This window comes from Thermodesulfobacterium thermophilum DSM 1276, assembly GCF_000421605.1.
Taxonomy (GTDB): Bacteria; Desulfobacterota; Thermodesulfobacteria; order Thermodesulfobacteriales; family Thermodesulfobacteriaceae; genus Thermodesulfobacterium; species Thermodesulfobacterium thermophilum.
On sequence record NZ_ATXI01000002.1, the window covers coordinates 45,240 to 69,001 of the forward strand.

The following is a 23,762-nucleotide window of genomic DNA, read 5'->3' on the forward strand; positions in this document are numbered from 1 at the left end:
CCTTCTTATAACCTCTCTTAAAGAGGACTTCCTCCTTTCTGAGGAGGTCCTCTTTACTTTTTTTTACCCTTTTTATCTATAATTTTTATGTTAAAATTACTTAAACTAATAAGGACGGTATATGGGAAAAAGCTTCTCTTACTTAATAGAAATCCTTACCAAATATTTCTTAGGTTTTTGGGCGGTTTTTACAGGTCTTCTTTTCCCGTTTGTTGTCTTTTTAATACTGCTTTACGAATCTAAACTTGCCATCCAAAATTTTGGTCTCATAAACTTCCTAATGTCTACAAAATGGGACCCTGTTAGAGAAAGTTTTGGTGCCCTTCCGATGATAGTAGGTACTTTGATCAGCACCTTTATAGCCATCCTTCTTGCTGCCCCAATCTCTATAGGTATCGCTATCTTTATTACCGAACTTGCCCCTTCATGGCTTAAAGGAATTTTTACCACAGCTATAGAGCTTCTGGCTGCCATCCCAAGTATAATATATGGGATGTGGGGCTTCTTAGTGTTTGCCAAGTATATGCGAGAAGATATAGAACCAGCATTACAAAAAATCTTTTCTCCTTTCCCTATATTGTCGCAACTCTTTTCAGGAAACCCAACGGGGATTGATGTCCTTACCACCTCTGTAGTTCTTTCTATCATGATAATTCCCTTTATGTCTTCAGTAGTGAAAGATGCCTTTAACCTGGTACCTTCGGTGATGAAGGAGTCTGCCTATGGGCTTGGAGCTACCAAATGGGAGGTAGTAAAAGATGTAGTTATTCCTTATACTGCGTCAGGAATCGCAGGAGGACTTATCCTTTCTACAGGAAGAGCCTTAGGAGAAACCATGGCTGTTACCTTTTTGGCAGGCAATGTTCCTCAAATCCCTAAGTCTTTACTCGAACCCTTTACTACGATTACCGTAGCCTTAGCCAATCAGTTTACTGAGGCTGACACCCCCTTATATCTTTCTTCACTTTTTTATCTTTCTTTGTTTTTGTTTGTAATATCCTTTGGGGTGTTGATCTTAGCTAAACTTATGATATTGAGGATTGAAAAAAGATGGAAAAAGTAGTCCTTTACAGAAGAAAACTTATAAGCAAAGTGATGCTTTTCTTATCCTTTATAGCAGCCATTTATGGACTTTTTTGGCTTTTTTGGATCCTTGGCACACTTTTTTTAAGCGGATTTAAACACTTAACCCTTTCTCTTTTTATAGAAGACCCCGGTCCCCCTGGTATAGAAGAAGGAGGGTTAAGACATGCCTTTATAGGGCATGCTATCATCACTTTTATAGCCAGTGTCATCGGTGTACCTATAGGTATTTTTTCTGGAATATACTATTCTGAATATGGAAGAGACTCAAAATTTTTCAAGGTTTTAAGGAACATTACAGACGTTATGGTAAGCACCCCTTCTATCATCATGGGTGCGGTGATGTATGCCCTGCTTGTGGTTCCTTTTAAACACTTCAACGCTCTTGCAGGATGTTTAGCCTTAGCGATGCTTATGGTTCCTGTAATCAGTAAAACTACAGAGGAGATGCTTAAATTAGTCCCCTTTACTTTGAGGGAAGCTGCTTATGCTTTAGGGGCTTTTAAATGGCAGCTGATAAAAGACGTGGTTCTGAGATCAGCTAAAATTGGAATTTTAACAGGTGTTTTACTTGGTATGGCAAGGATCTCCGGAGAAACCGCACCTTTATTGTTTACTGCCTTTAACAATCATTATCTTTCTTTTGATGTTTTCAAACCTATGGCGTCTCTTACAGTCACCATTTTTGACTATGCCATGAGCCCATATGAGTTTTGGCACAACCAAGCTTGGGCAGCCTCTTTCTGTTTAGCCCTTTTTGTGCTAATTCTTTCTATTTTTGCTAAAACTTTGGTACATTCAAACTTTGGTTGGGTAAAAATCTTTAAGCGAAAAAAAGGACAGAGGAATTAGGTATGGAAGATAAAAAAGTAGAAATAGAAGTTAAAAATTTAAATTTTTATTATGGCAAAGACTTAGCCCTTAAAAACATAAGCATGAAGGTTTATCACAACAAGGTTACTGCTCTGATAGGTCCTTCAGGTTGTGGAAAAACTACCTTCCTTAGATGTCTAAACAGGATGCATGACCTTTATGTAGGAAATCGTTATGAAGGAGAGATAATCTTTGAAGGAAAAAATATTTTAGATAAAAATATAGACCTGATTGAGCTTAGGTCTAAAATAGGTATGGTTTTTCAAAAACCTACTCCCTTCCCTATGAGTATTTTTGATAACGTAGCCTATGGTTTAAAGCTAAAGGAAATAAAAGGTTCTGAGCTAAAAGATAGGGTTGAAGCTGCCCTTAAAGATGCTGCCCTCTGGGATGAGGTTAAGGATAGACTTAAAGAAAGTGCCTTTTCTCTTTCAGGAGGTCAACAGCAAAGACTTTGCATTGCAAGAGCTATCGCTGTTGAACCAAAAGTATTACTTTTTGACGAACCAACCTCAGCCTTAGATCCAATTTCTACTGCTAAAATCGAAGACCTCATAGTTGAGCTTAAGAAAAAAATTACCATAGTTATAGTTACACATAACATGCAACAAGCAGCAAGAACTTCAGACTACACTGCTTTTATGTATCTTGGCGAACTTATAGAAGTTGGTCCCACAGAAAAAATCTTTACCAATCCCGACAAAAAACTTACAGAAGACTATATTACAGGAAGGTTCGGGTAAAAGCCATGAAGACACCAGAAGGTTTTTTCTTTTCTGCGGTAAAATGTGGTATCAAAAAACCTGATAGGTTTGACCTTGGGTTGATTTATTCACCAAATAGACTTACTGCCTGGGGGGTTTTCACCCAAAACACCGTTCAAGCAGCCCCTGTAGTCTTAGGAAAAAAGCTTATAAAAGAGGAAAATCTACATGGTGTAGTAGCAAACAGCGGAGTAGCCAACGCCTGCACCGGAGAAGAAGGAATTCAAAGAGCTACCAAACTTTTAGAAGAGGTAGCCAAAGGATTAGGAGTTAGTCTAAGGAGTTTATTGCCAGCTTCAACCGGTGTGATAGGAGAACAATTGCCTCTTGAAAAAATGCTTCCCAAAGTCTCAGAACTTGTATCCAACCTTTCTCCAGAGCGTTATTTAGACTTTACGAAGGCTATCATGACCACCGATACCTTTCCCAAGATAGCCTATAGAAGTTTAGAAAACGGGATTTCTATCCTTGGGATAGCCAAAGGGGCAGGGATGATAGCCCCAAACATGGCAACGATGCTTGGTTTTATCCTTACAGATGCAAAGGTTGCTAAAAACACCTTGAAAAAGGTCCTTCCCAAGATAGTAGACCATAGCTTTAATCAGATAACCGTTGACGGAGATACCAGCACCAACGATACGGTTTACATGCTTTGTAGCAACCAGAAAGACCTTAAAAACTGGGAAGATTTTGAAAAGGCCTGCTTAGAGATAGCTCAAGAACTGGCCTATCTTATCGTAAAAGACGGTGAAGGTGCAAGTAAGGTTATAAAAATTATGGTAAAAGGAGCTAAAACCAAAGAGGATGCCAAGACTTTTGCCTTTTCTGTGGCCAACTCTCCTTTAGTAAAGACTGCAGTTTATGGAGAAGACGCAAACTGGGGAAGAATTTTTGCTGCCCTTGGGAAAACGACCATTCCTTTTGATTTCGAAAAGGTTGAAATCTATCTTAATGGAATTCCCTGGGTAAAAAACCTCCAGGTAATGACTGACGAGGAACTTTTAAGAAAAGAACTACAAAAAGAGGTAGTTGAAATACAGATCAAGTTAAAAGAGGGTAAAAAAGGGTTTGAGGTCTGGGCAAGTGATTTTACCGAAGAATACATCAAAATAAACGCCCATTATCGCACATAGCTTAGGGATGAAACTTCTCTTAACCAACGACGACGGGATCTATGCAGAAGGTCTTTGCTCGCTTTATAACGCACTTTCTCTTGAACATGAGGTCTACATCGTAGCACCTGAGGCAGAGAGAAGCGCTGTAGGACATGCCATAACCATACATTATCCCCTTAGAGTAACCAAAGTAAAAAGAGGCAAAAAATTCTGGGGATATGCGGTCAGTGGGACCCCTGCTGACTGCGTAAAGTTAGCTTTGTATGAACTTATTGGCCCTGTAGATTTGGTAATCTCAGGAATTAACCGAGGGGCAAACGTAGGGATTAATCTAGTATATTCAGGGACAGTTTCTGCCGCAACAGAAGCCAAAATTTTAGGTTATCCCTCTTTAGCGGTTTCTATAGATGCCTACGAAGACGTAGATTACTGTTTTGCTGCAAACTTTATAGCCAAATTCTTGAACGTCCTAAAAGATTTACCTTTAAACAAACCCTTCTGCCTAAACATAAACATCCCTAACGGTAATCCCTCAAAAATAAAAGGAATAAAGTTTGTAAAACAATCTAAAGCAAGGCTTAAAGAGGTCTTTGAAAAGAGATTTGACCTCCATGGGAAGGCCTATTACTGGCAGGGTGCAGAAGAACATACAGAAACAGATGAAGACACAGATGTCCTCGCTTTAAAACAGGGGTACATCACCATTACTCCCATTCATTTTGACCTAACCAACCACAACTCCCTAAAAATTCTTAAAAAGCATAACTTAAACTTTAATTTAGACTTCTAAAATCACCTTTCAAACAGTCTTACCTTTAAAAATTTACAAAAGAAAAAGACATAACATTTAAACTTGAATATAAGATATGATATGACATTTATAACAAAATCAAAAAAGATAATAAACTTTTTTCTTATAAACTTAAAAATTATATATATTTTATTGTATTGTATTGTTTAATGTTTTAAAATGTTTTAAAACATTTTGAAACATTAAAAGGGGTTTTGTCTTTTAAAAAGGCTTAGAAAGTCTATTTTTCAAAAAAGACAGATTTGGCATAATAGTTGCTTCAATTGTTTAAAAGTTAACAAGCCTTTTTTAAAAGAGGTATTAGAGACTAAAAATTAAAAAACAGGTATGAAGGTAAGAAACGTACAAGTGCTTATAAAGACTGAAGATAAAGACTTAGAGGAGAGATTAAAAGAAATGATAATCAAAATAGGGGCGAAGGTGGTTGAAACCGAAAATCTTTCTAAGGATGAGTTTAAAAAGATAGAGCTATTAATCATAGATACCCGTGAGATGGAATATGAAAGCATGTTTGAGTTTATTAGTGAAATAAGAAAGTTAAACCATAAAATAAAAATTATGTGGTTAACCTGTAAAGATAACATTAAGTCTTCTCTCTTGGCTATGAAGGTTGGGGTTACCGAAGAAGTTTTCTTTCCTATAGATGTAAAAACTTTAAAAAATAAAATTAAGGTTTTATTAGAGCTATCTCAAAGAGAAAAAAGAGAACAAACCAGAGCGTGTTAAAGATGGAGAAAATTGACTTTGTTTAAAAATTTAACTAAAATTAAAAATATAAACAGGGAGGTGATGCTTATGGGAAAAAGGTGAAGCATTTTGGGGTTAATTTAGGTGTTTTCGTTTTTATCGTTACCAGAAAAGGTAAGAGGAAACTATGAAAAAGAAAATTAGTAAAACAAATGTAAAAATCAAAAGGAGGTAGACAATGGGTAAGTTAAGATTTCTTTATGAATTTATGATGAGTGCTTCTTTGGCTCATGCACGTTGGGAAAAAGAAATGGCAGACAACATTTTTCGAAACAAAAAGCGTTTATTACTTTTGTTGGTGCTCTTATCTCCTATTTTGGTAACCTCTCTCTTAGGGGCTGCTGACATACTCGGAGGTAAAAGTGCATATGCTCCCGCTCACTATACACCTATAGTTTTTTGGGTTTCTACTGTGGTGGGCTTTGCCGCTGGGTTGATTACTGGATGTATCGGTGCAGGAGGTGGATTCATAATCGCCCCAGCCCTTATGTCTGTAGGGGTAAAAGGTATAATGGCTGTAGGAACAGACCAGTTTCATATTTTTGCTAAAGCTATCATGGGAACGGTGTTGCACAAAAAATTAGGGAACGTAAGTGTAGCTTTAGCCATCTTTTTTATCTTAGGATCTATTGTAGGGGCTACTACCGGTGGTTATATAAATAGATTGCTATATTCTAAAGATCCTGTTCTTAGTGATGCTTTTATAAGTATAGTCTATGCAGTAATCCTGGGATTTTTGGGTTTTTATGCCATGTATGACTATTTTAGTACAAGAAGAAAAATAAAAATAGGGCGAGCTTCTTCTTCGGAAGGTGCTCACGGTGGAGTGGTTGGAACCACTAATTTAGCCATACAAATTCAAAAGATCAATGTTCCTCCTATAATTAAGTTTGACGAAGACTTTGGAGGTAGACAGATTTCAGCTTGGTTTATCATTGTAGGTGGTTTTGTGGTTGGTTTCTTGGCTGCAATCATGGGAGTGGGAGGTGGTTTTGTTACCTTCCCGATGTTTGTTTATGTTTTTGGGGTATCTACTCCTACTACTGTTGGTACTGACATCTTCCAAATCATCTTTACAGCAGGCTACTCCTCCCTTACCCAGTATGCTATATATGGTTATGTTTTTTATACCTTAGCTATGGGACTTCTGATAGGATCTTTGATAGGAATTCAAATAGGAGCACTTACCACCAAAGTTGTCCCTGGAACTACAATCAGAGCTTTTTATGCCTTAACCATTATGGCAGGATTTTTTAACAGAGTATCTGTTTTACCTGACAAATTTAGGTCTTTAAACCTTGTTTCCATCTCTAAAGATGTTTGTGAAACCTTTATTTTTATAGGTAACATTTTGTTTTGGGGAGCTGTAGGTTTGTTTGGGGTTTGGGTCTTACTCAGTTTCTTTAAAAACATAAGAACTTTAAGAGAGGAGGGATAAGCCATGGGAGCTACAAGAAAAAAAGAGTTAACCCTTGGAGTAGTTTTTACACTGGTGTTTGTAGGGATTCTGTTTTTAATGTTTCAACCTTATTTTGGTAGAGGTCAAAACTTTTTAGCTTATGCTGACGAACTTTTCAACAGCTTGGCTAAAGGGTCTGCATATTTTATACCCCAAACAAAAACTAAAGTAGAAAAGTTTAAAGGGAAAATTTTAGATATCGAAATCAATCTTAAGAAACCCACCGATACCCCACAAGACCTTCAAACAAGAATAGCCTTAAACACCAAACTTTATACCTTGGCAGGAGCACAAGTAGAAGATAAAGGAAATGGTAAAATCAAAATAGTAGGAGATTTGGGTCAGATACTAAGCTCTGCCTTAGAAGATGCAGATGCTATGTATTGGAATAAGGGAGATTTTATCAAAGAAAAGTATGGATATCAAGACGAAAAAAAGATGTTCAGACAATGGCATAACAGTTTGAGTGCTATTAATAAAAAGCTTGTTTTGGAAAAAAAGGTAGAAATGGCTCAAATAGTAAATGAGGTTGTCACAAAAGCCATCGAGCCTGGCTATAACTTTTATGGAATTACTCCTGAAAGTGTTAAGAGTAAAACTGGATTGCTTACAGGTCTACTTATTTTTTATGTATTTTACACGGTATGGTGGGGCTTTGCTATAATGTATCTAATGGAAGGGCTTGGACTTTCTACCAAAAAAGGTAAAAAGAAGGAGGTGTAAAATGGAAAAAATACTTATCACCACCGACGGCTCTCAAGCAGCTGAAAAGGCTGCAAAATTAGGGGTAAAGTGGGCTAAAATCTTTAACAGTAAACTGTATGGCTTAAGTGTAGCAGAGGTGATTCCTCTTGGGCCTGAATTGATGGAAGTTTACCCTAAACTGATAGAAATTTTAGAGAAAAAGGCCTATGAGGCAGTAGACTTTATCAAAAAAGAGGCAAGTCAAGAGGGATTAACTTGTGAAACCTTTGTTTTAAGCAGTTCAGACCCTTTAGAAATAATTTTGGATAAAGTACAAAGATTGGGAATTTCTATGTTAATGATGGGAAGAAAGCATACCTTAGGAAGAGTAAGTAGAAGTCTTATCGGTAAGTCTCCGTCACCGGTTACGGTGGTTCCGGCAGAGGCTTCTACTACCTCAGAAAAGATACTTTTAGCTACAGATGGGTCTGTTTATAGCCAAAAAGCTACCTCTTGGGCGATCGATTTTTGTAAAAAAGTAGGAAGCACTTTGTTTGTTATATCAGTAGCTAAAACAGACAACGATGTTGCTTTTGCTGAAGAATGTATAAATGCGGCAGAAGAAAAGGCTAAAAATCAGGGAATCAAGGTTGAAATCTCTTTAGTCAAAGGTGAGCCCTTTGAGAAGATTTTAGAATTTTCTTTTCAAAAAGAGACAGACCTTATTATAATGGGATATAAAGGGAAAACCGGTTTAGAAAAAATCTTAGTAGGAAGCGTAGCAGAAAGGGTGGTAGAAAACTCTAAAGCTCCTGTAGTGTTAATAAAATAACTCCGTAAATCCTTCTAAGGTCAAACTTTAGGGCAACCTATTCAAGGTTGCCCTTTTATTATTTCAAGCTTCGTTCAAGGTTGACTAAAAATAAAAAACGTTTAAAGTTTATTTATAAAAAGGAGGAGTGCCCGAGTGGACGAAGGGGGCCGACTCGAAATCGGCTGAAGGGGTATTAAACCTCTTCCGGGGGTTCGAATCCCTCCTCCTCCGTGTTTTAACTGCTATGCGTAACTATAATGTTAAAAAACTTAAAATTTTAGAACTGTTAGCTCAAACTTCCTGTATCTCAGGGGAGGTTTTGGCACAAAGAATTGGAATTTCAAGGACTGCAGTCTGGAAATACATTCAAGCTTTGAAAGACGAAGGATATCCTATCGTTACCACCAAAAAAGGTTATAGCCTCTCTACTACCTCAGACTTAATCTTGCCTGAAAACATCACAAAAGCCTTAGAAACATGTAAGATTGCTCTTGTAAACAAGGTTTACTATTTTAGGTCTGTAGCCTCAACGATGGAAATAGCTAAAGAACTTGCCGAAAAAGAAAAAAATTTTTTAGTTATAGCTGAAAAGCAAACCGCAGGAAGAGGGAGACTGGGAAGGCACTGGATTTCAAACGAAGGTGGGATATGGATGAGCCTACTGATTCGCCCCTCCATTTCTTTAAGAGAAAGTTTTATTCTTACCTATCTTGCAAGTCTCTGCGTATGCAAAGCCCTTAGACAGATAACCAACCTTTCTTTCTATCTAAAGTGGCCCAATGATGTAGTCTTTTTAACAAACGACGAGATAAAAAAGGTAGCAGGTATTCTGCTTGAACTAAAAGCAGAAGTAGATAAGATTGACTACGCTATCATAGGCATAGGAATAAACGTAAACAATCAGATAAACTCTTTTGAACCTACGGGAATTTCTTTAAAAGAACTTACCAACAGGCTTTGGAACAGAACAGACATAATCATAGAAATCTTGAAAAATTTTTATCACTATTTTCAGGTTAAACCAGAAGAAATATTAAACGAATGGAAACAACTTTGTTTAACCTTGGGGAAAAAAGTTAAAATCATAAGACCTCAAGGAGAATTAATCGGAAAAGCCCTTGATATAGCAGAAGATGGCGCCCTTTGGTTAGAAGCTGAAAACCAAAGGGCGGTTAAAATCTATTCAGGAGACTGTATTCACTTAAGAGTGGCTTAACCTATAGGTTTACTATCGCAATCGTAGGTTCTAAACATTCGTTTATTACTGCTGAACTTACCCCACCTAAAACAAGGTCTTTAAAGGCTGAACGTCCTTTTCTCCCCATGATTATTAGGTTATAACCCACTTGATTTATTTCTTTAACCACCTCGTCTTTAGGGAACCCGACAGAGATTTTTGTCTCGACCAACTCCTCCTTAATTCCTTGTTCTAAAAATCTTTTTTTAGCCTTATCAAGGATTTCTTTGGCTTCCTCTTCTGGGTCTATGCCTGCCTGTACTCTTTCAAGGTAAAGAGAAAGATTGATAACCCTTAACAGGGTTACCTTCCTTATATCCTTGATGTACTTGGTGATACACACTGCATGCTCTACTGCCTTCATTGAATACTCGGAACCATCCACAGGAACTAAAATGTCAAGAACAGGCCCTTCTTTTTCTCCTACCAGATAGATGTTTCGATTGGTCAACCCATGTAAAATTTTGTTGGATACACTTCCAAGAAAATAACTTTTTATTTCCGACATACCTCTTCTTGCAAGGATTACGGTCTGAAAATTTTCTCTTTCTGCAAATTCGATTATCTTATTCCCCGGATCTCCTTCCTCAACTTTTTTTCTATCAAACCGGTTATACCAGCCTTTTTAAGCACACCTTCATACTCAGATAAAAAGGGCATTATGTTTTCTTCCACGTGTTTCTTTTTAATTTTTGTTATGATTTCTGAATTTTTTATAAGTTCTGCCCTAAAATCGAGGTTTTTCATGTGTTCACTTAAATATCCACCTGCCATCACATAAAAAAGGGTTATGTTTTCAACCCGAAAGTTTCTAAGAAAGTTTCCTGCAAACTTAACAGCTCTAAAAGAATTCTCACTTTTATCAACAGGTAGTAAAACCTTCTTGAGACCGCAATTTACCATAGTTTTCCTCCTACGTTTTAATAAAAAAGCAACAACCAGATATTACTAATTATGATAGTAATTAACATATAAACAAACGCATATTTCATAAAGCCAAAAAAGCTTATTTTATAACCTGCAGATTCTGCAATTCCTATGGTTACTACATTGGCAGAAGCACCTATTATAGTCCCATTTCCTCCCAAGCAAGCTCCTAAAGCCAAGGCCCACCAGAGTACATTACTTTCAGCTCCAGGTATTACCTTTGTAAGATAGGCAACTATAGGTAACATCGTCGCTGTAAAAGGTATGTTATCCACAAAGGCGCTCATTATGGCAGAGACCCATAAAATAAGACATATGGCCACTGTAAGATTACCTGCTGAAAGATTATGCACCCAGTCGGCGATAATCGCAAGTAATCCTACCTCTTCTACAGCCCCGACTATTATAAAAAGAAAGATAAAAAATAAGAGAGTTGTCCATTCTATGTCTTTTTCGATCAACTCAAGCATTTTTACTTTTTTAGTAAGCACTGCATAGGTAAAAAGAATCCCTGCACCAAACAAAGCCGGGATACTTACCTCCATATGTCAGTATCCATGTGTAGCAAAAAATCCAACTACTATCAACATCACGATAAGTCCATAGGTGAGAAGGGTTTTATCTGTAATTTTATATTCTTCCCTTAGATAACTCAGGAAAGCATCCACATCATCAACTTTTCCTTTTTTGTATTCCTTTGAATAGAAAAATTTGTTGTATATAATAAGCGCTATCATGCATATTAGTACCACCGGTGTTAATGCATAGACAAACTGCATAAACGTAAGCCCTGTGTAGGAACCAATCATGATGTTTGGAGGGTCACCTATGAGAGTGGCAGTTCCACCAACGTTTGAGGCCATTATACCTGGTATTAAAAGAGAAAGAGGATTAATTTTTAGTGCTATAGATATCTCGATTAAAACCGGTGTATAAAGGAGCATAGTCGTCACATTGTCAAGAAGAGCAGAAGTTATGGCTATGAAATGCTAAGAGCCATTACATTACCACGAGCAAGTTTATAGAACATGTAAGCGCACCACTGGAAAACCCCTGTGTGTTTAAGAACCCCGATGATTATCATCATCCCCATAAGCAGGAATATCACGTTCATGTCTATGGCTTCTATGGCCCTTTCAAAAGAAATGATGTGAAAATCAGGATTTATGGTGCCTAAGGTATAAGTAAGGATAAGCATGGTTACAGCTCCAAGCATGGCTGCAACCGTTCTGTGAAGAAGTTCAAAAGATATAAGCGCATAAGTTATTATAAAAACTATGGTAGCAATCCAGAAAGCAGGGCCTATATATCGCTCAAGGATGATATTTTTGTTGGCATAAAACTCATTACCTTTTACGGCAAAATCTTCCTTTTTAATCTCAACCACAGTTTTTTTTTTAAACGAAGTTTTGGAAATCTCAAGTTGAATCTTTCCGGTTTCAATTAAACCCTTTGGCAGTTGAAACTCAAGCTGAAAGGTCCCATGAGAAGAACTAATAACTTTATCAAGCTTACCATATTCTTTAAGTCTCTTATAAGGCTTTCCATTAACTAACAGTTTTATTTCTGCCTCTTTAACCGGCTCTTTATGATTATCAAGGATTATACCTGAAATATGAAACTTATCCATGTTTTGCTGAGAATTATCCTCGGCAAAAGCCAAAAAAGGTAAAATTAAAACAAAAAGGGCAAACAAAAAGAATATTTTTTTCATGAAAACCCCCTAAATCTAAATTTTTATTTCTTTCTTTTCACCGTTAACCACTACATAAGATTCGTCAGGAATGATGTAGTTTTCCTCTGGTCCATGCACCTGAATTCCTGAAATAACGGCATAATCAGCCTTTTTAGTATCCACAACCTTTTCTATTATATGCTCAAGATCTTCTACGATTACCTTAAGGGTTTTTTTGGTAAGAGTAAGAAGGTCTGGGATCTCTCCGTATTTCAATTCTCTAAGCAATCTTCTTTTTAAAAGACTTTCTTCGATATCCTCTTCATCAAGTCTTATACTTATCTTTCCTGACTTAAGTTCATTAAGAAAAAGACACAAAGCCCCACAAGCATGAGATTTTTCAAGCCCTTTCCTTTTGCATACTCCCATGTTTCCCTTTTCATCGATAGCAATGTGAGAAAAAGCATAAAAAATATATCTTTCTTTACCATCTACTTGAGGAGCGTGGCTTATAAAAGCTTTCATACCAGTCTTGCCGGCTGTAAAAAGCCCAGCAAGACTGGAAAAATTAAAGGCTTCTCCCCACATTCTTTTTATATGACTTCTTACTGTCTGGGAAATCTCATCCCTACATACACAAACAGAGGCTATGGAATTTCCATCGTTAAAACCAAAATCTTTTAATGTCTCATATGACATCTTTATAAAATCATACTCTCTAAAAAACCTTCCAAAAATTTTCTCTAAAATAGGCTTAATAACCATATTCTACCTCCTCCTTTTTTTTATTTTAATAGTATTGGCATTCCCAAAAATGGCCAAATTGTGACAACAAAAAATGCAATGACTAAAATAAGAACTATACTCATTAAAATACCGTATTTAAAAAATTCTCCTGGAGTAAACTGTCCTGACTGATAAGCAATTGCGTTTGGAGCTGCTCCAATCAATAGTAAGAATGGCATGCCAGCTGCAACCAAAGAAACATAAAAAATAACATCAGGAGAAACACCAAGATACTCAGCGATAACCATAGATACGGGTAAAGATATAGCTATTGCAGCAACGTTCATGATAAAATTGGTCATTATCAACACAAAAACGGATACACCCAAAACAAAGATAATCCAAGGTGCATCCTTAAACATTGCAAGCCAATTAACAGCGATCCAATGAGCTGCACCTGTTTTCCACAAACAAAAACCAATACTCATAGCTCCACCGAAGAGAAGGATTATATTCCATGGAATTTCTTCAAGTTCTTTCACAGTAAGAATTCCCAGGAGAAAAAACAGCAAGGTAGAGCAAAGCATAATAGCTGCACGATCTAAGGGTTGTAATGCAGGGACAAAAGATTGAGCTGACATAAACAAAACAACTGCAATTATTATAATAATAACCAATTTCTCTTGGATAGTCATAGGCCCAATTTCTTTCATCATGTGTTTTACCTTTTCTTTTAATCCCTTAATAACGGGTTTTTCTGGCTTAAGCACGATAATAAAATAAAGCCAGATAAGGAAAACCATCAACCAACCAATCAAAAACATATACTTAGTTAGTTCAAAAAATCCTATATCTCTTCCTGTAAACTCTTTAAACATACCTGCAGCTGCAGGGACTCTTGCTGCTCCTAAAAAAGTAACAATACTTCCTGCTCCAGCAGCATAAGCCATCCCTATAAACAAGGCTTTTCCAAACTTCGTTGGTTTTTCAGATTCCCCATATAAAGAATTTATAGCCAGTAAAATCGGAAAAACTGTTGCAGCGGCTGCGGTGTGTGCCATAAAATGAGTTAACACTGCTGTGACTACAAAAGCTCCTAAAAGGATCATGCTTGTTCTTTCACCTACTATTTCCAGCATCTTGTAAGCAATTCTTTTAGTAAGTCCTGTTTTGGTGAAGGCAATCCCGATAACCACAGAACCAAAGATAAACATAACAGAAGGATCCATAAAATCACGAAAAGCATCTTTGGCAGAACGAATAGCAAATAGAGCCTGGAAAACTCCTATTGCGATGCTTGTAATCCCTATAGGAACGACCTCAAAAACCCACCAAATACCTGCCATAAGAAATAATCCTATAGCTCCCTTTGCTTGTTGAGATAAGGGGAAATGTTTTCCTAATGGATCCACTGCATCTGGCCATGGAGGTGAAAAATAAACAGCAAAAAAACAGGCTAAACCAAGAAAAATAAAAAAGATTCTTTTCCAATTAATCTTTCTTTTTTTCTCACCAACATAAATCTCCTTTGGTGGTTCAGGCAACCCACATGCCGTTCCTCTTTTAGCAGGTATACCGGTAGGAATTTTAATCCTTGATATAGAAGGAGGGTTAAAAGAAGGAATTAAAAAAGCTACACCAGAAGATATTCTTTCTATTCCCTTTAAGGCTATTCTTAAGGGAATGCAATCTATGAAATGGCCTGAACCTCCTCCTGTGGATGCTAAGGGCTTTCTTGGGATGATAGCTCATACAGCAACCATCCCAGAAGAAGAGCTTCAGGAAACTGGGAAAAAAAGTTTTTGTGTGGTCACCAAAAACTACATGAATTTTAGTCTTCGGCTTGGATACCATTTTTCCATGATCGAAGCCTATGTTGGTGAAAACATAAACGATAACTATGTTAAATTTTTCTTTAAAGGAGGGGGGGCAGCCCTTGATAGAAGGTTACGAAGGGTAAATTTAATAACCAAAATCCTAAAAGATTTGAGATTTAGGGTAAAAGTAAAAGAAGATTTAATAGATGCCGTGTTGTTTAAATATGATAGTCCTACGATTGAAAAAACTCTTGAAATCTTAGGCAAATTAACTGCTTTTACTAAACAACTTGATATGGTACTTTTTAACGATGCCATAACCCAAATGTACTTGGATGAGTTTAGAACAAAATATATAAAAGAACTAATAGATTAGGTTTGAGATTTTAGTTTTTCTTTTAGCATCTTATTTTCTCTTTGGACTTTTTGCCATTTTATAGCTTTTTCGATGGTAAACAAAATTTGTTCCTTTTTAAATGGTTTTGTTATAAAATCAAAAGCCCCTATTTTCAGCGCTTCTGTAGCAGCATCGATCGTTCCATATGCGGTGAGTATAATTACCGGAATATCTTCATCTTTCTTTTTTACTTCTTCAAGAAGTTGTAGACCATCAAGCCCTGGCATTTTAAGGTCGGTGATGACAACGTCAAACTCCCCTGTTCTTACCAGTTCAACCGCTTCCACTGGATTGTTGGTTACAGTAATTTCATAAGGTGTTTTTTCTTTTAAAATCATGGATAAAAGCTTAAGCATATCTGGTTCATCATCAACGATTAAAATCTTCTCAGGCATTCTTTGTCCCCCTTGTTTGATCTTTTGCCACCGGTAACTTTACTATAAAAGTTGTGCCCGTTTGTTCAGACTCTTCTTTTGTTTTTGTTACAAAGGTAATTATTCCATTATATTTTTTCACTATATTATACGACACCCATAACCCAAGTCCAGTCCCCTTTCCCACTTCTTTTGTGGTAAAAAAGGGGTCAAAAATCCTATGCCTATATTCTTTAGGAATCCCACAACCAGTATCAGAGATGCTAATTTCAACCCACTCTCCTTCATCTTTAGTAGAAACTGTAAGTATCCCCCCACCTTTCATCACGTATATAGCATTATTGATGATGTTAAACAAAACCTGCTGTATTTCACCAGGATCTACCTTTACAAACGAGATATTTTCCTGTAAAAATTTTCTAACTTCAATGTTATTTATAACAAACATGTTTTTCATAATCTCAAGCACTGTGTTTACACATTCATTAATATTAACCAGTTGTTCTTGATGTTCTTTATGTCTAACAAAACCTAACAAATTTTCTACGATTCTTTTAGTATCTGTTGCGTGTTTTTCTATAATTTTTAAAATTTCGTATTCTGGAGATTCCTTTGGTATTTTTTCGAGCAAAATATCTGTAAACCCTAGAATTATGGCAATAGGATTGTTGATTTCATGAGCTACACCTGCAGCTAGAGTCCCTAGGGATGCCAACTTTTCTGTATAATAACTTTGCTCTTCCAGCTTTCGGCGTTCGGTAATGTTTCGTGAAATACCTAACACAGAATATATATTGCCTTTTTCGTCTTTTAAACCTCTCAAGTTGGTGTTAAACCAGAAATCTTTATCATCTACCCCTATTTTATGAATAACCTGTTGGCTTTCTCCTGTTTCAAATATTTTTTTAATACTCCCCATCAAGATTTCTCCATCTGGGACAAAAACCTCTACCATACTTTTTCCAATTATCTCTGATTCAGAACGGTTAAAAAAATTTTTGCCAAAGGTATTCATCGATAGGATTTCTCCTCTTAAATTTGCGGTAAATATTATATCCTCTGCGTTTTCTACCAAAGACCTATATCTTTCTTCTGATTTTCTTAACTCAGCGGTTTTTTTAGCCACCTCTTTTTCAAGAATGTTTGACCAAGTAACAAGAATAAAATTTATAAAAAGCCCCACCGATAAAATAATAACGATGACCATTCCTTGCAAGACCAATTGTTGAAAATGGATGGTTTTTATAGCTCCTTCTACTTCACTTATAGGAGCCACCACCGCAATAGACCAGATTAAAGGTTCCGGTTTTTCTTTTAATTTTATCGGAGCGTACGCAATAAGCTTCTTTATTTCACCTTTAACCCCTCTATGCCACCCTGAAATATACCAACTTGTCCCTTCTTCTCCTTTAAGCATTTTTTCTCTTTGGATTTCGTTAATTCTTGTAAAAGCTATGGTTGGTTTTTTACCTTTTCGGGCCTCAAAGGCATTTTGACCTATAAAAGACTTTTCTTCATGATAAAGAAAAATGCCTTTGTTAGAGATTACCCATGCATATCCTGTTTTTCCTGATCTTATGTTAAAGGCAACCTTACCTACCAAATAAGTCACGTCTACAGTAAAAACCAAAGCCCCTGAGAACAAATTGGTTGCCACAGGGTGAGATTCATCTATCGATACCTGCCATACCGGTGTTACCATTTTCATGATAAGCTTTGGAGGGTTTTCTTCGGGAGTATTGGGACATCTTACTATTTCACTAAATAATATTTCTCCTTTATTTGAAGGAAGGGCTGCCCATTTTAAAAATTTTTTGTCTTCGCTATCACATTTTTCTATAACATAGTTTGGGTTCTCCATAACTTTATAAATTTTACCAGTCTTAGCCTCGATAAACTTTATCTCTTTAACCCCCTCATACTTTACACTTAAAAAAGTTATGTTCATTCTGTTCAATAAAGCAGGTTTTTCAGAATACTGAATCGCAGGGGAAAGACTAAGAAGGGTGAGTTCTCTTTCTAATAGTTCTATAGAATTCTCTATTTGACTCGCAGCATGCTTGGCAAGCATGAGTTGCTGCTGGTTAAAATCCTCTATCACAATCTCTCTAATCTTCCTGGTAGAAAACCATCCAAACATTAACGCTATGGTAAGAAGAAAAAGCATCACAAAACTAATGGTTATTTGAAAGTATTTCAGATTAAAAGTAAATGGATGATATTTTTCTATTAGAGCTATTATTTTACTTACGATTGTTTTAGAAAACATAATGTCGGTCTTTTTTAGTATTCAAGTTTAGAATTAAATTAATCTGTTTTTTTAGCTAAGTCAAGCAACTCTTTTTTCAAACCACAGGTTGATTTTTCTAAAGAAGTTTTTAAAATTAAATTTTTAGATGGAAAATATACTTTTTGGTTCATCTATTCACATAAAATTTGGTTAACCATGAAGGCCAAGTATAATGAATCTTTTATAAAAATTAAAGATATTTTAGAAGCAATCCCTTATGGAACTGCTTTTTTAGACGAAAACTTTCGGGTGGTATTTATAAATTCATTTTTAGAAGCTTTAACCGGATACAAGTCTGAGGAAGTTAAAGGGTTAGATATAAATCAAATAATAAAAACCAACGTTTTTAAAGAATTAATAGCTAGGTTAAGAAAAGAAGAAAAATTTTCGATAGAAGGAGACATAATAAACGTTCACCGACGCAAAATACCGGTAAAGATTACTGTAACGAGCCTTTCTCAAGGAAAAAATAGATGGTTCATGTTGGTGCTTGAAGATCTTTCACTTTTAAAGGACAAATCTCTTTTCTTGCCTCAATTTGGAATGGATTTCATTTTAGGCAACAGCCCGGCTATTTTAAAAATAAAAGAAATGTTACCTATTTTTGCGAACTCTAACGCCACTCTCTTGATAGAGGGAGAAACAGGCACAGGAAAAGATTTGTTAGCAGAGGTAATACATAAACTTTCTCCGAGGGCAAACCATCCTTTCATCAAAGTAAATTGTGGGGCTCTTCCGGAGCCTCTGTTAGAGTCAGAACTTTTTGGCCACGTAAAAGGTGCCTTTACCGGAGCTAATGCTGACAAACCAGGAATGATAAAATTAGCCAATGGAGGGACTCTTTTCCTTACAGAAATAGGAGACCTACCCTTTACCCTTCAGGTAAAACTACTAACTTTTTTAGACGATAAAGAGTTTTATCCGTTAGGTAGTTCCCAAAAAGTAAAAGTAGACGTAAGGGTGATTGTGGCAACCAATAAAAATTTAAGACAGATGGTTAAAGAAGGAAAATTTAGAGAAGATTTGTTTTATAGACTGAATGTGTTAAAAGTACAACTTCCCCCTCTTAGAGAAAGGGGAGATGACATATTGATTTTAGCTGACTATTTTCTCAAAGAATTTTCTGAAAAAGCTCATAAAAAAATCAAAGGCTTTTCGGAACAAGTTTTAAAGGTGCTAAGGTCTTATAAATACCCTGGAAACATAAGAGAGCTAAAAAACATAGTGGAATATGCTGTTCATGTTTGTTCAGATGAATTGATTACAGAAAAACATCTCCCAGAATATTTATTTACTGCCATAAAAGAAGAGGAAGAAGACCAACAACAAACTTTAGCTAAAGATTGGTCTGCTATAAGAACTCAAAAAATTGAAAGTTTTACCTGGGCTGAGATCGAAAAAAAAAGAATTATTGATGCGTTGACAAGTTGTAGGGGTAAGAAGACTGAAGCAGCTAAAATGCTTGGTTGGGCAAGAAGTACCCTTTGGAGAAAGTTAAAAAAATACGGGTTAGCCTAAAATGAAAATATTGATTACTCTAGAAAAAGACCATGTAGCCCCAAGGTTTGACCTTACCAGAGAAGTACTTATCGCAGAAAACAAAGGGGAAAAAGTAAGGACAGTTATTCTGCCACGTTCTTCTCCTGAAGAACTTTGCAGTTTTATTTTAGCAGAAAACGTTGACCTTGTAGTTTGCGGGGGGATAGAAGAAACTTATTATCAGTATCTTTTATGGAAAAAGATAAGAGTAATAGATAGGGTCATAGGCCCTGCAAAGGAAGTCTTAAAAAGAGTTATCGAAAATAATTTAAAAGAAGGAGAAATCGTAAAATAAAAGTTCTTTTCAAACCTATCTAAAACCAAAAAGCTTGGTAGTAATTTTTTAAAAGTCTATTATAATTTTTTTATGCTGGATAAACAATACCTATCCCTTAAAGAGGCCTTAAACCTTCTTTTAGACAAAGTCCCGTTTAAAAATCTCTCTATCGAGGAAATCCCTATAGAAGAAGCCTATTTTAGGGTCTCTGCAGAAGACATTTTTTCTCCTGAAGACCTCCCTGGGTTTAGACGTTCTACGGTAGATGGTTTTGCCGTAAGAGCTCAAGACACCTTTGGGGCTAAAGACACCATGCCTGCTTACCTCATGGTAAAAGGCGAGGTGTTGATGGGAGAAGCCCCCTCTTTTGAGTTAAACCCAGGAGAGGCAGCTTATATACCTACCGGTGGTATGCTTCCTAAAGGAGCAGATGCGGTTGTGATGGTAGAACATGTAAACGTAGTATCCTCAGACCTGATAGAGGTTTTAAAACCAGTAGGTCCTTTAGAAAACGTTATCTTGGAAGATGAAGATATTAAAAAAGGAGAGCTTGTTATCCCTGCAGGAACCAAACTTAAACCTCATCATATAGGAGGTCTTGCAGGGTTAGGCTTTACTAAAATAAAGGTGGTCTCAAAACCTAAAGTAGGAATTATTCTTACCGGAGACGAGATCATCCCTCATCATGAAAAGGTGTCTCCGGGGAAAGTTAGAGACATAAACTCCTTTACCTTAGCAGGAATGATTATAGAAGAAGGTGGTATACCTGTTAAGTTTGGTATAGTCCAAGATGACTATCAAGCCATAAAAGAGGTGGTTACCGAAGCTCACCGTCAAACAGACATAGTGCTTATTACCGGTGGGACCAGTGCAGGGACCAAAGACGTAACTGCTAAAATAATAGAGGAACTTGGTCCTCCAGGGGTTCTTTTTCATGGGGTCTCTATAAAACCCGGAAAACCTGTTATCGCCGGGATATGCAACCATAAACCTGTATTTGGATTGCCAGGACATCCTGTAGCTGTATACATCTGCTTTTTTCTTTTTGTTAGACCTGTTATGCAAAAATTGATGGGATTATCCTCTAAAACTTATACTCCTTTTGTCAAAGCTAAAATGGCTAAAAGCATCCAATCTCAAGCAGGTAGAACTGACTTTATCCGGGTTTATCTTGAGGAAAAAAACGGAGAACTTTACGCTGTGCCTCTTCTTTCTAAATCAGGGCTTATTATGTCGTTGGTTAAAGCTGATGGATTACTAATCATCCCTGATGACCTCCTTGGAGTAGAAAAAGACGAAGAAGTAGAAATCCTCATTTGCTAATTTTTTCACAAACATTTTAAAAATTTTTCTGGTTAACTAATCTGTACAAATAACGTTAACGAATTGTCTTCATTTAATTAATTTAAAAACGGAGGAGGTTATGAGAAAGGCTCTGTTTAGCTTTTTATTTCTTTGGTTTTTGCTGCTAACCCCAGGATTTGGGTTGGGTTTGGACCACGAATTTGGAGGCTCTGTAAGGCTACGTTATGAGTTATGGGACAACATAGTGTCTATGGGGTATCAAAATCTCACAAAGAATACCAATAAAGACCGCAATTTCTTTAGACTCAGAATACAGGCTTGGGATAAAATTACCTTTAACAACTCTACTTCCCTTTATGTAAGATTAGCTACAGAACCTAAGTATCACATGGGACCAAATTATCTGATCCTAAAGGATAATCAAGAAAGAAGGCATTTTGATCAGGATGAAATCTTTGTAGACAATCTGTATATAGACCTTAAAAAACCTTTCGGCTTACCTGTTAACTTTAGGATTGGGAGACAAGATTTTCTTGGAAAAGATATGTATGGAGAAGGCTTTTTGATTTTAGAAGGGACCCCTAACGATGGCTCAAGGTCCTTTTACTTTAATGCTTTGAAAGCTACCTTACTTTTTAGCCCCAAACACACGGTAGACTTGGTTTTTGTCTCAAACCCTCAAAGGGATATTTACCTTCCTGTGATACATCCTTCTTATGATGATGGGAAAAACATAAGTTATATAGAACATAAAAAAAGGCTTACAGCGTCTAACGAAAGAGGTTTTTGGGTTTATGGAAGGCATACTCTTTCTGAGGCTTTAAAAGTAGAGCCCTATTACATCTACAAAAAAGAGGAAAAATCTCAGGTAATAAGCACATCAAGTTATATCCATACTGTAGGAGTTAGGGCAGTTTACAAAATCGGCAGTTATACGTTAAGAGGTGAGATTGTCAAACAATGGGGAGAATACCACAACGGTACCGATAGGTCTGGTCTTGGAGGATATGTCTTTTTAACCAGAAAGTTTGAAAAATGTCCTGTAAAGCCTGAAGTAGAAATAGGTTATGTCTATCTTTCAGGAGATGACCCTAAGACCAAGAAAAACGAAGGATTTAACCCACTTTTTTCCCGTGCCCCTCTTTGGAACGAACTTCTCTTTTATACCTATATCTATGAAACCTCCTCTAAAGGTGGGCCCATTCCAGGATACTGGACCAACCTAAAGGCTCCGATGATTACCGTAAAATTACATCCCTTTACAAACACTGAGTTTAAAATAAGCTATCAAAAACTTTTAGCAGACGAAAAGGCTACCTCTACTCCTAAGGATATGTTTGGAAACGGTAAAAACAGAGGGGACCTTTTAGCCTTACTTTTAAACCATAAGTTTAACAAAAACCTCTCTGGCTTCTTACAGTATGAGGTTTTAAACCCGGGAGATTTTTACTACGACCATTCTCTTACCGCAAACTTCTTTAGAGCTCAACTTCTCTACCAGTTTTAACCAGAGCTTTTATCCCTCCTTAGGCCCCAAACCTAAGGAGGGATTTTTTTCACTTTTTGGATTAGGCTTAAGAGTTAAAATACTCATAAATCTTCTGAGAAAGTTTCTGTTGAGCCTCCCAGTCTCCGAATAAAAGACCTTTACCTGTAAGGGATTTTATCAGTTTTATCAGATTTTCTGAAAGCTTACCAGGAGGTTTATGTAAGAAAGGGGTTTGGGGAAGTGGCATAAAGGTGTGGGCATGCACCACCGCCCCCATCTTTACTAAGTCCTCTATAACCTTTATGGTTTGTCTAACATCCTCTTCTGTTTCATAGGGCAATCCAAAGATAAAATCTACTTTTGGGATTAAACCTGCTTTTACGGTTAATTTGACTGCCTGGTATACATCTTCTACGGTATGGCCCCTTTTACAAAGTTGTAAAATCCTTTCACTGCCTGACTGAGCTCCTATCACTAAATTATCGTTTGATGCGTAAGTTTTTACCAAAGAGATGGTCTCTGGGGTTACATGTTCAGGTCTTACTTCAGAAGGAAAACTTCCGAAAAAGATCCTGCCTTTATCTTTAAGCAATCCCTTTATCCCTTTTAACAACTCCTCAAGGCGTTCTAAGTTTATGGTTTTTCCGTCTTCTGAGCCGTAAGAAAAGGCATTTGGGGTGATAAACCTTATATCACTAAGTCCTCTTTTTAAAAGCATCTCAACCATAGATAAAACCTTTTCTATAGACCTATGTCTTACTTTAACCCCAAAAATCCTTGAGGTTTGACAAAAGTTACAGGCAAAGGGACAACCACGCGTAATTTCTAAAGGACCAAACCTTTTGAACCTTGGGATAAAAGGTAAAAACTGGTCAAGATTAACATATGATTTTCGAGGATTTACCTTGATTTCTCCGTTTATATCTTTAAAAGCTAGGCCTTCTACTGTTTCAAAAGACTTTCTATTGAGTATACATTTCAAAAGTTCAACAAAGGTTTGTTCCCCCTCTCCTAAAACCACACAATCTGCACCTGCTTTAAGCACCCTTTTAAAATCCCCGGTAGTATGAGGTCCTCCGGCACAAACCAAAACCCTATCTTTATAAAGATTTTTAACCTCTGTAAGAATAGGGATTATTTCCCAGACCTGGGTGGTAAAAAAAGAAAAACAGGCTAACTGTAAAGGATAGGTTTTGAGACCTTCTGAAATCTCGGAAAATAACTCTTCTTTAGTCTTCGCAAAAGAGACTTCAACCTCAGAAAGTATTTCTTCCTTGGTTTCTAAGCTTCCTAAAAGAGCGGTTAGGCTGTATTTATTTTGAGGTAAGTCTAAAAAAACAATTTTAAGTGTTTTCACCC

The 23,762-nt window shown here is 36.6% G+C and carries 23 protein-coding genes, 1 tRNA gene and 2 pseudogenes; 16 read left to right on the forward strand and 10 right to left on the reverse strand.

Going from position 1 to position 23,762, the window contains the following annotated elements; genetic code table 11:
• The first annotated feature begins 121 nt into the window (after positions 1-121).
• The 11 genes from pstC (at position 122) to H529_RS0101155 (ending at position 9,566) form a co-directional block, all read left to right on the forward strand.
• Positions 122-1,063: a phosphate ABC transporter permease subunit PstC gene (gene pstC, locus H529_RS0101105; RefSeq protein ID WP_022854733.1), complete on the forward strand. Its 942-nt coding sequence runs from the start codon at positions 122-124 to the stop codon at positions 1,061-1,063.
• Positions 1,051-1,935 carry a phosphate ABC transporter permease PstA gene (gene pstA, locus H529_RS0101110; protein WP_022854734.1) on the forward strand — a complete coding sequence of 295 codons (885 nt, stop codon included), beginning with the start codon at positions 1,051-1,053 and terminating at the stop codon, positions 1,933-1,935. The genes pstC and pstA overlap by 13 nt, the downstream gene beginning before the upstream one ends.
• A 2-nt stretch (positions 1,936-1,937) precedes the next feature.
• The gene (gene pstB / locus H529_RS0101115) at positions 1,938-2,699 is read left to right on the forward strand and encodes a phosphate ABC transporter ATP-binding protein PstB (protein ID WP_022854735.1); all 762 of its coding nucleotides are present in this window, start codon (positions 1,938-1,940) and stop codon (positions 2,697-2,699) included.
• A gap of 5 nt (positions 2,700-2,704) precedes the next feature.
• A complete protein-coding gene (gene argJ / locus H529_RS0101120; RefSeq protein ID WP_022854736.1) occupies positions 2,705-3,853 on the forward strand; it encodes a bifunctional glutamate N-acetyltransferase/amino-acid acetyltransferase ArgJ in 1,149 nt (382 codons plus the stop codon).
• 7 nt (positions 3,854-3,860) lie between these two features.
• The gene (gene surE, locus H529_RS0101125) at positions 3,861-4,625 is read left to right on the forward strand and encodes a 5'/3'-nucleotidase SurE (RefSeq protein WP_022854737.1); all 765 of its coding nucleotides are present in this window, start codon (positions 3,861-3,863) and stop codon (positions 4,623-4,625) included.
• Positions 4,626-4,973: 348 nt separating this feature from the next.
• Complete coding sequence (locus tag H529_RS0101130) at positions 4,974-5,372, forward strand: response regulator (protein WP_022854738.1); 399 nt, start codon at positions 4,974-4,976, stop codon at positions 5,370-5,372.
• 199 nt (positions 5,373-5,571) lie between these two features.
• Positions 5,572-6,831, forward strand: coding sequence for a sulfite exporter TauE/SafE family protein (locus tag H529_RS0101135; RefSeq protein WP_022854739.1), 1,260 nt, complete (start codon positions 5,572-5,574; stop codon positions 6,829-6,831).
• Positions 6,832-6,834: 3 nt separating this feature from the next.
• Complete coding sequence (locus H529_RS0101140) at positions 6,835-7,575, forward strand: hypothetical protein (RefSeq protein WP_022854740.1); 741 nt, start codon at positions 6,835-6,837, stop codon at positions 7,573-7,575.
• Position 7,576: 1 nt separating this feature from the next.
• Positions 7,577-8,368, forward strand: coding sequence for a universal stress protein (locus H529_RS0101145; protein ID WP_022854741.1), 792 nt, complete (start codon positions 7,577-7,579; stop codon positions 8,366-8,368).
• 121 nt (positions 8,369-8,489) lie between these two features.
• Positions 8,490-8,581 (forward strand) — tRNA-Ser (locus H529_RS0101150).
• A 13-nt stretch (positions 8,582-8,594) separates the two neighbouring features.
• Entirely contained in the window at positions 8,595-9,566 is a 972-nt protein-coding gene (locus H529_RS0101155) for a biotin--[acetyl-CoA-carboxylase] ligase (protein ID WP_022854742.1), read from the forward strand.
• A 1-nt stretch (position 9,567) separates the two neighbouring features.
• On the opposite strand, the gene H529_RS11785 is transcribed toward H529_RS0101155, so the two are convergent.
• From H529_RS11785 to H529_RS0101175, 7 genes and pseudogenes are all read right to left on the reverse strand, one after another.
• The gene (locus H529_RS11785) at positions 9,568-10,095 is read right to left on the reverse strand and encodes a universal stress protein (protein ID WP_211209626.1); all 528 of its coding nucleotides are present in this window, start codon (positions 10,093-10,095) and stop codon (positions 9,568-9,570) included.
• A gap of 6 nt (positions 10,096-10,101) precedes the next feature.
• Positions 10,102-10,152: pseudogene (locus H529_RS12135) on the reverse strand (hypothetical protein); the annotation flags it as partial.
• On the reverse strand, positions 10,149-10,490 hold the full coding sequence (locus tag H529_RS11790; RefSeq protein WP_211209627.1) for an adenine nucleotide alpha hydrolase family protein: 342 nt from the start codon (positions 10,488-10,490) through the stop codon (positions 10,149-10,151). The pseudogene H529_RS12135 and the gene H529_RS11790, both read right to left, overlap by 4 nt.
• A 17-nt stretch (positions 10,491-10,507) precedes the next feature.
• Positions 10,508-11,458: pseudogene (locus H529_RS12125) on the reverse strand (ArsB/NhaD family transporter).
• Between the two features lie 35 nt (positions 11,459-11,493).
• The gene (locus tag H529_RS12045) at positions 11,494-12,228 is read right to left on the reverse strand and encodes an SLC13 family permease (RefSeq protein ID WP_281166807.1); all 735 of its coding nucleotides are present in this window, start codon (positions 12,226-12,228) and stop codon (positions 11,494-11,496) included.
• Positions 12,229-12,243: 15 nt separating this feature from the next.
• Positions 12,244-12,954, reverse strand: coding sequence for a hypothetical protein (locus H529_RS09650; RefSeq protein WP_022854743.1), 711 nt, complete (start codon positions 12,952-12,954; stop codon positions 12,244-12,246).
• Positions 12,955-12,974: 20 nt separating this feature from the next.
• Entirely contained in the window at positions 12,975-14,459 is a 1,485-nt protein-coding gene (locus H529_RS0101175; RefSeq protein ID WP_022854744.1) for a DASS family sodium-coupled anion symporter, read from the reverse strand.
• A gap of 148 nt (positions 14,460-14,607) precedes the next feature.
• Here H529_RS0101175 and H529_RS0101180 point away from each other — a divergent pair, with 148 nt between their 5' ends.
• Positions 14,608-15,108, forward strand: coding sequence for a hypothetical protein (locus tag H529_RS0101180; RefSeq protein WP_022854745.1), 501 nt, complete (start codon positions 14,608-14,610; stop codon positions 15,106-15,108).
• Here the strand turns inward: H529_RS0101180 and H529_RS0101185 are convergent.
• Positions 15,105-15,524: a sigma-54-dependent transcriptional regulator gene (locus H529_RS0101185; RefSeq protein WP_022854746.1), complete on the reverse strand. Its 420-nt coding sequence runs from the start codon at positions 15,522-15,524 to the stop codon at positions 15,105-15,107. The two genes, H529_RS0101180 and H529_RS0101185, sit on opposite strands and share 4 nt — an antisense overlap.
• The gene (locus H529_RS0101190; protein ID WP_022854747.1) at positions 15,517-17,772 is read right to left on the reverse strand and encodes an ATP-binding protein; all 2,256 of its coding nucleotides are present in this window, start codon (positions 17,770-17,772) and stop codon (positions 15,517-15,519) included. Before H529_RS0101190 ends, H529_RS0101185 begins: the two co-directional genes overlap by 8 nt.
• 177 nt (positions 17,773-17,949) lie before the next feature.
• Between H529_RS0101190 and H529_RS0101200 the strand changes: the two genes are divergently transcribed.
• From H529_RS0101200 to H529_RS0101215, 4 genes are all read left to right on the forward strand, one after another.
• Positions 17,950-19,311 (forward strand): sigma-54 interaction domain-containing protein, encoded by a 1,362-nt coding sequence (locus H529_RS0101200; protein WP_022854749.1) that lies wholly within the window; start codon positions 17,950-17,952, stop codon positions 19,309-19,311.
• A gap of 1 nt (position 19,312) precedes the next feature.
• The gene (locus tag H529_RS0101205; protein WP_000697865.1) at positions 19,313-19,627 is read left to right on the forward strand and encodes a NifB/NifX family molybdenum-iron cluster-binding protein; all 315 of its coding nucleotides are present in this window, start codon (positions 19,313-19,315) and stop codon (positions 19,625-19,627) included.
• A 72-nt stretch (positions 19,628-19,699) separates the two neighbouring features.
• On the forward strand, positions 19,700-20,932 hold the full coding sequence (locus H529_RS0101210) for a molybdopterin molybdotransferase MoeA (protein ID WP_022854750.1): 1,233 nt from the start codon (positions 19,700-19,702) through the stop codon (positions 20,930-20,932).
• 100 nt (positions 20,933-21,032) lie between these two features.
• Positions 21,033-22,421 (forward strand): alginate export family protein, encoded by a 1,389-nt coding sequence (locus tag H529_RS0101215; protein WP_022854751.1) that lies wholly within the window; start codon positions 21,033-21,035, stop codon positions 22,419-22,421.
• A gap of 67 nt (positions 22,422-22,488) precedes the next feature.
• On the opposite strand, the gene H529_RS0101220 is transcribed toward H529_RS0101215, so the two are convergent.
• Complete coding sequence (locus H529_RS0101220) at positions 22,489-23,760, reverse strand: TIGR04013 family B12-binding domain/radical SAM domain-containing protein (protein ID WP_022854752.1); 1,272 nt, start codon at positions 23,758-23,760, stop codon at positions 22,489-22,491.
• Between the last annotated feature and the right edge of the window lie 2 nt (positions 23,761-23,762).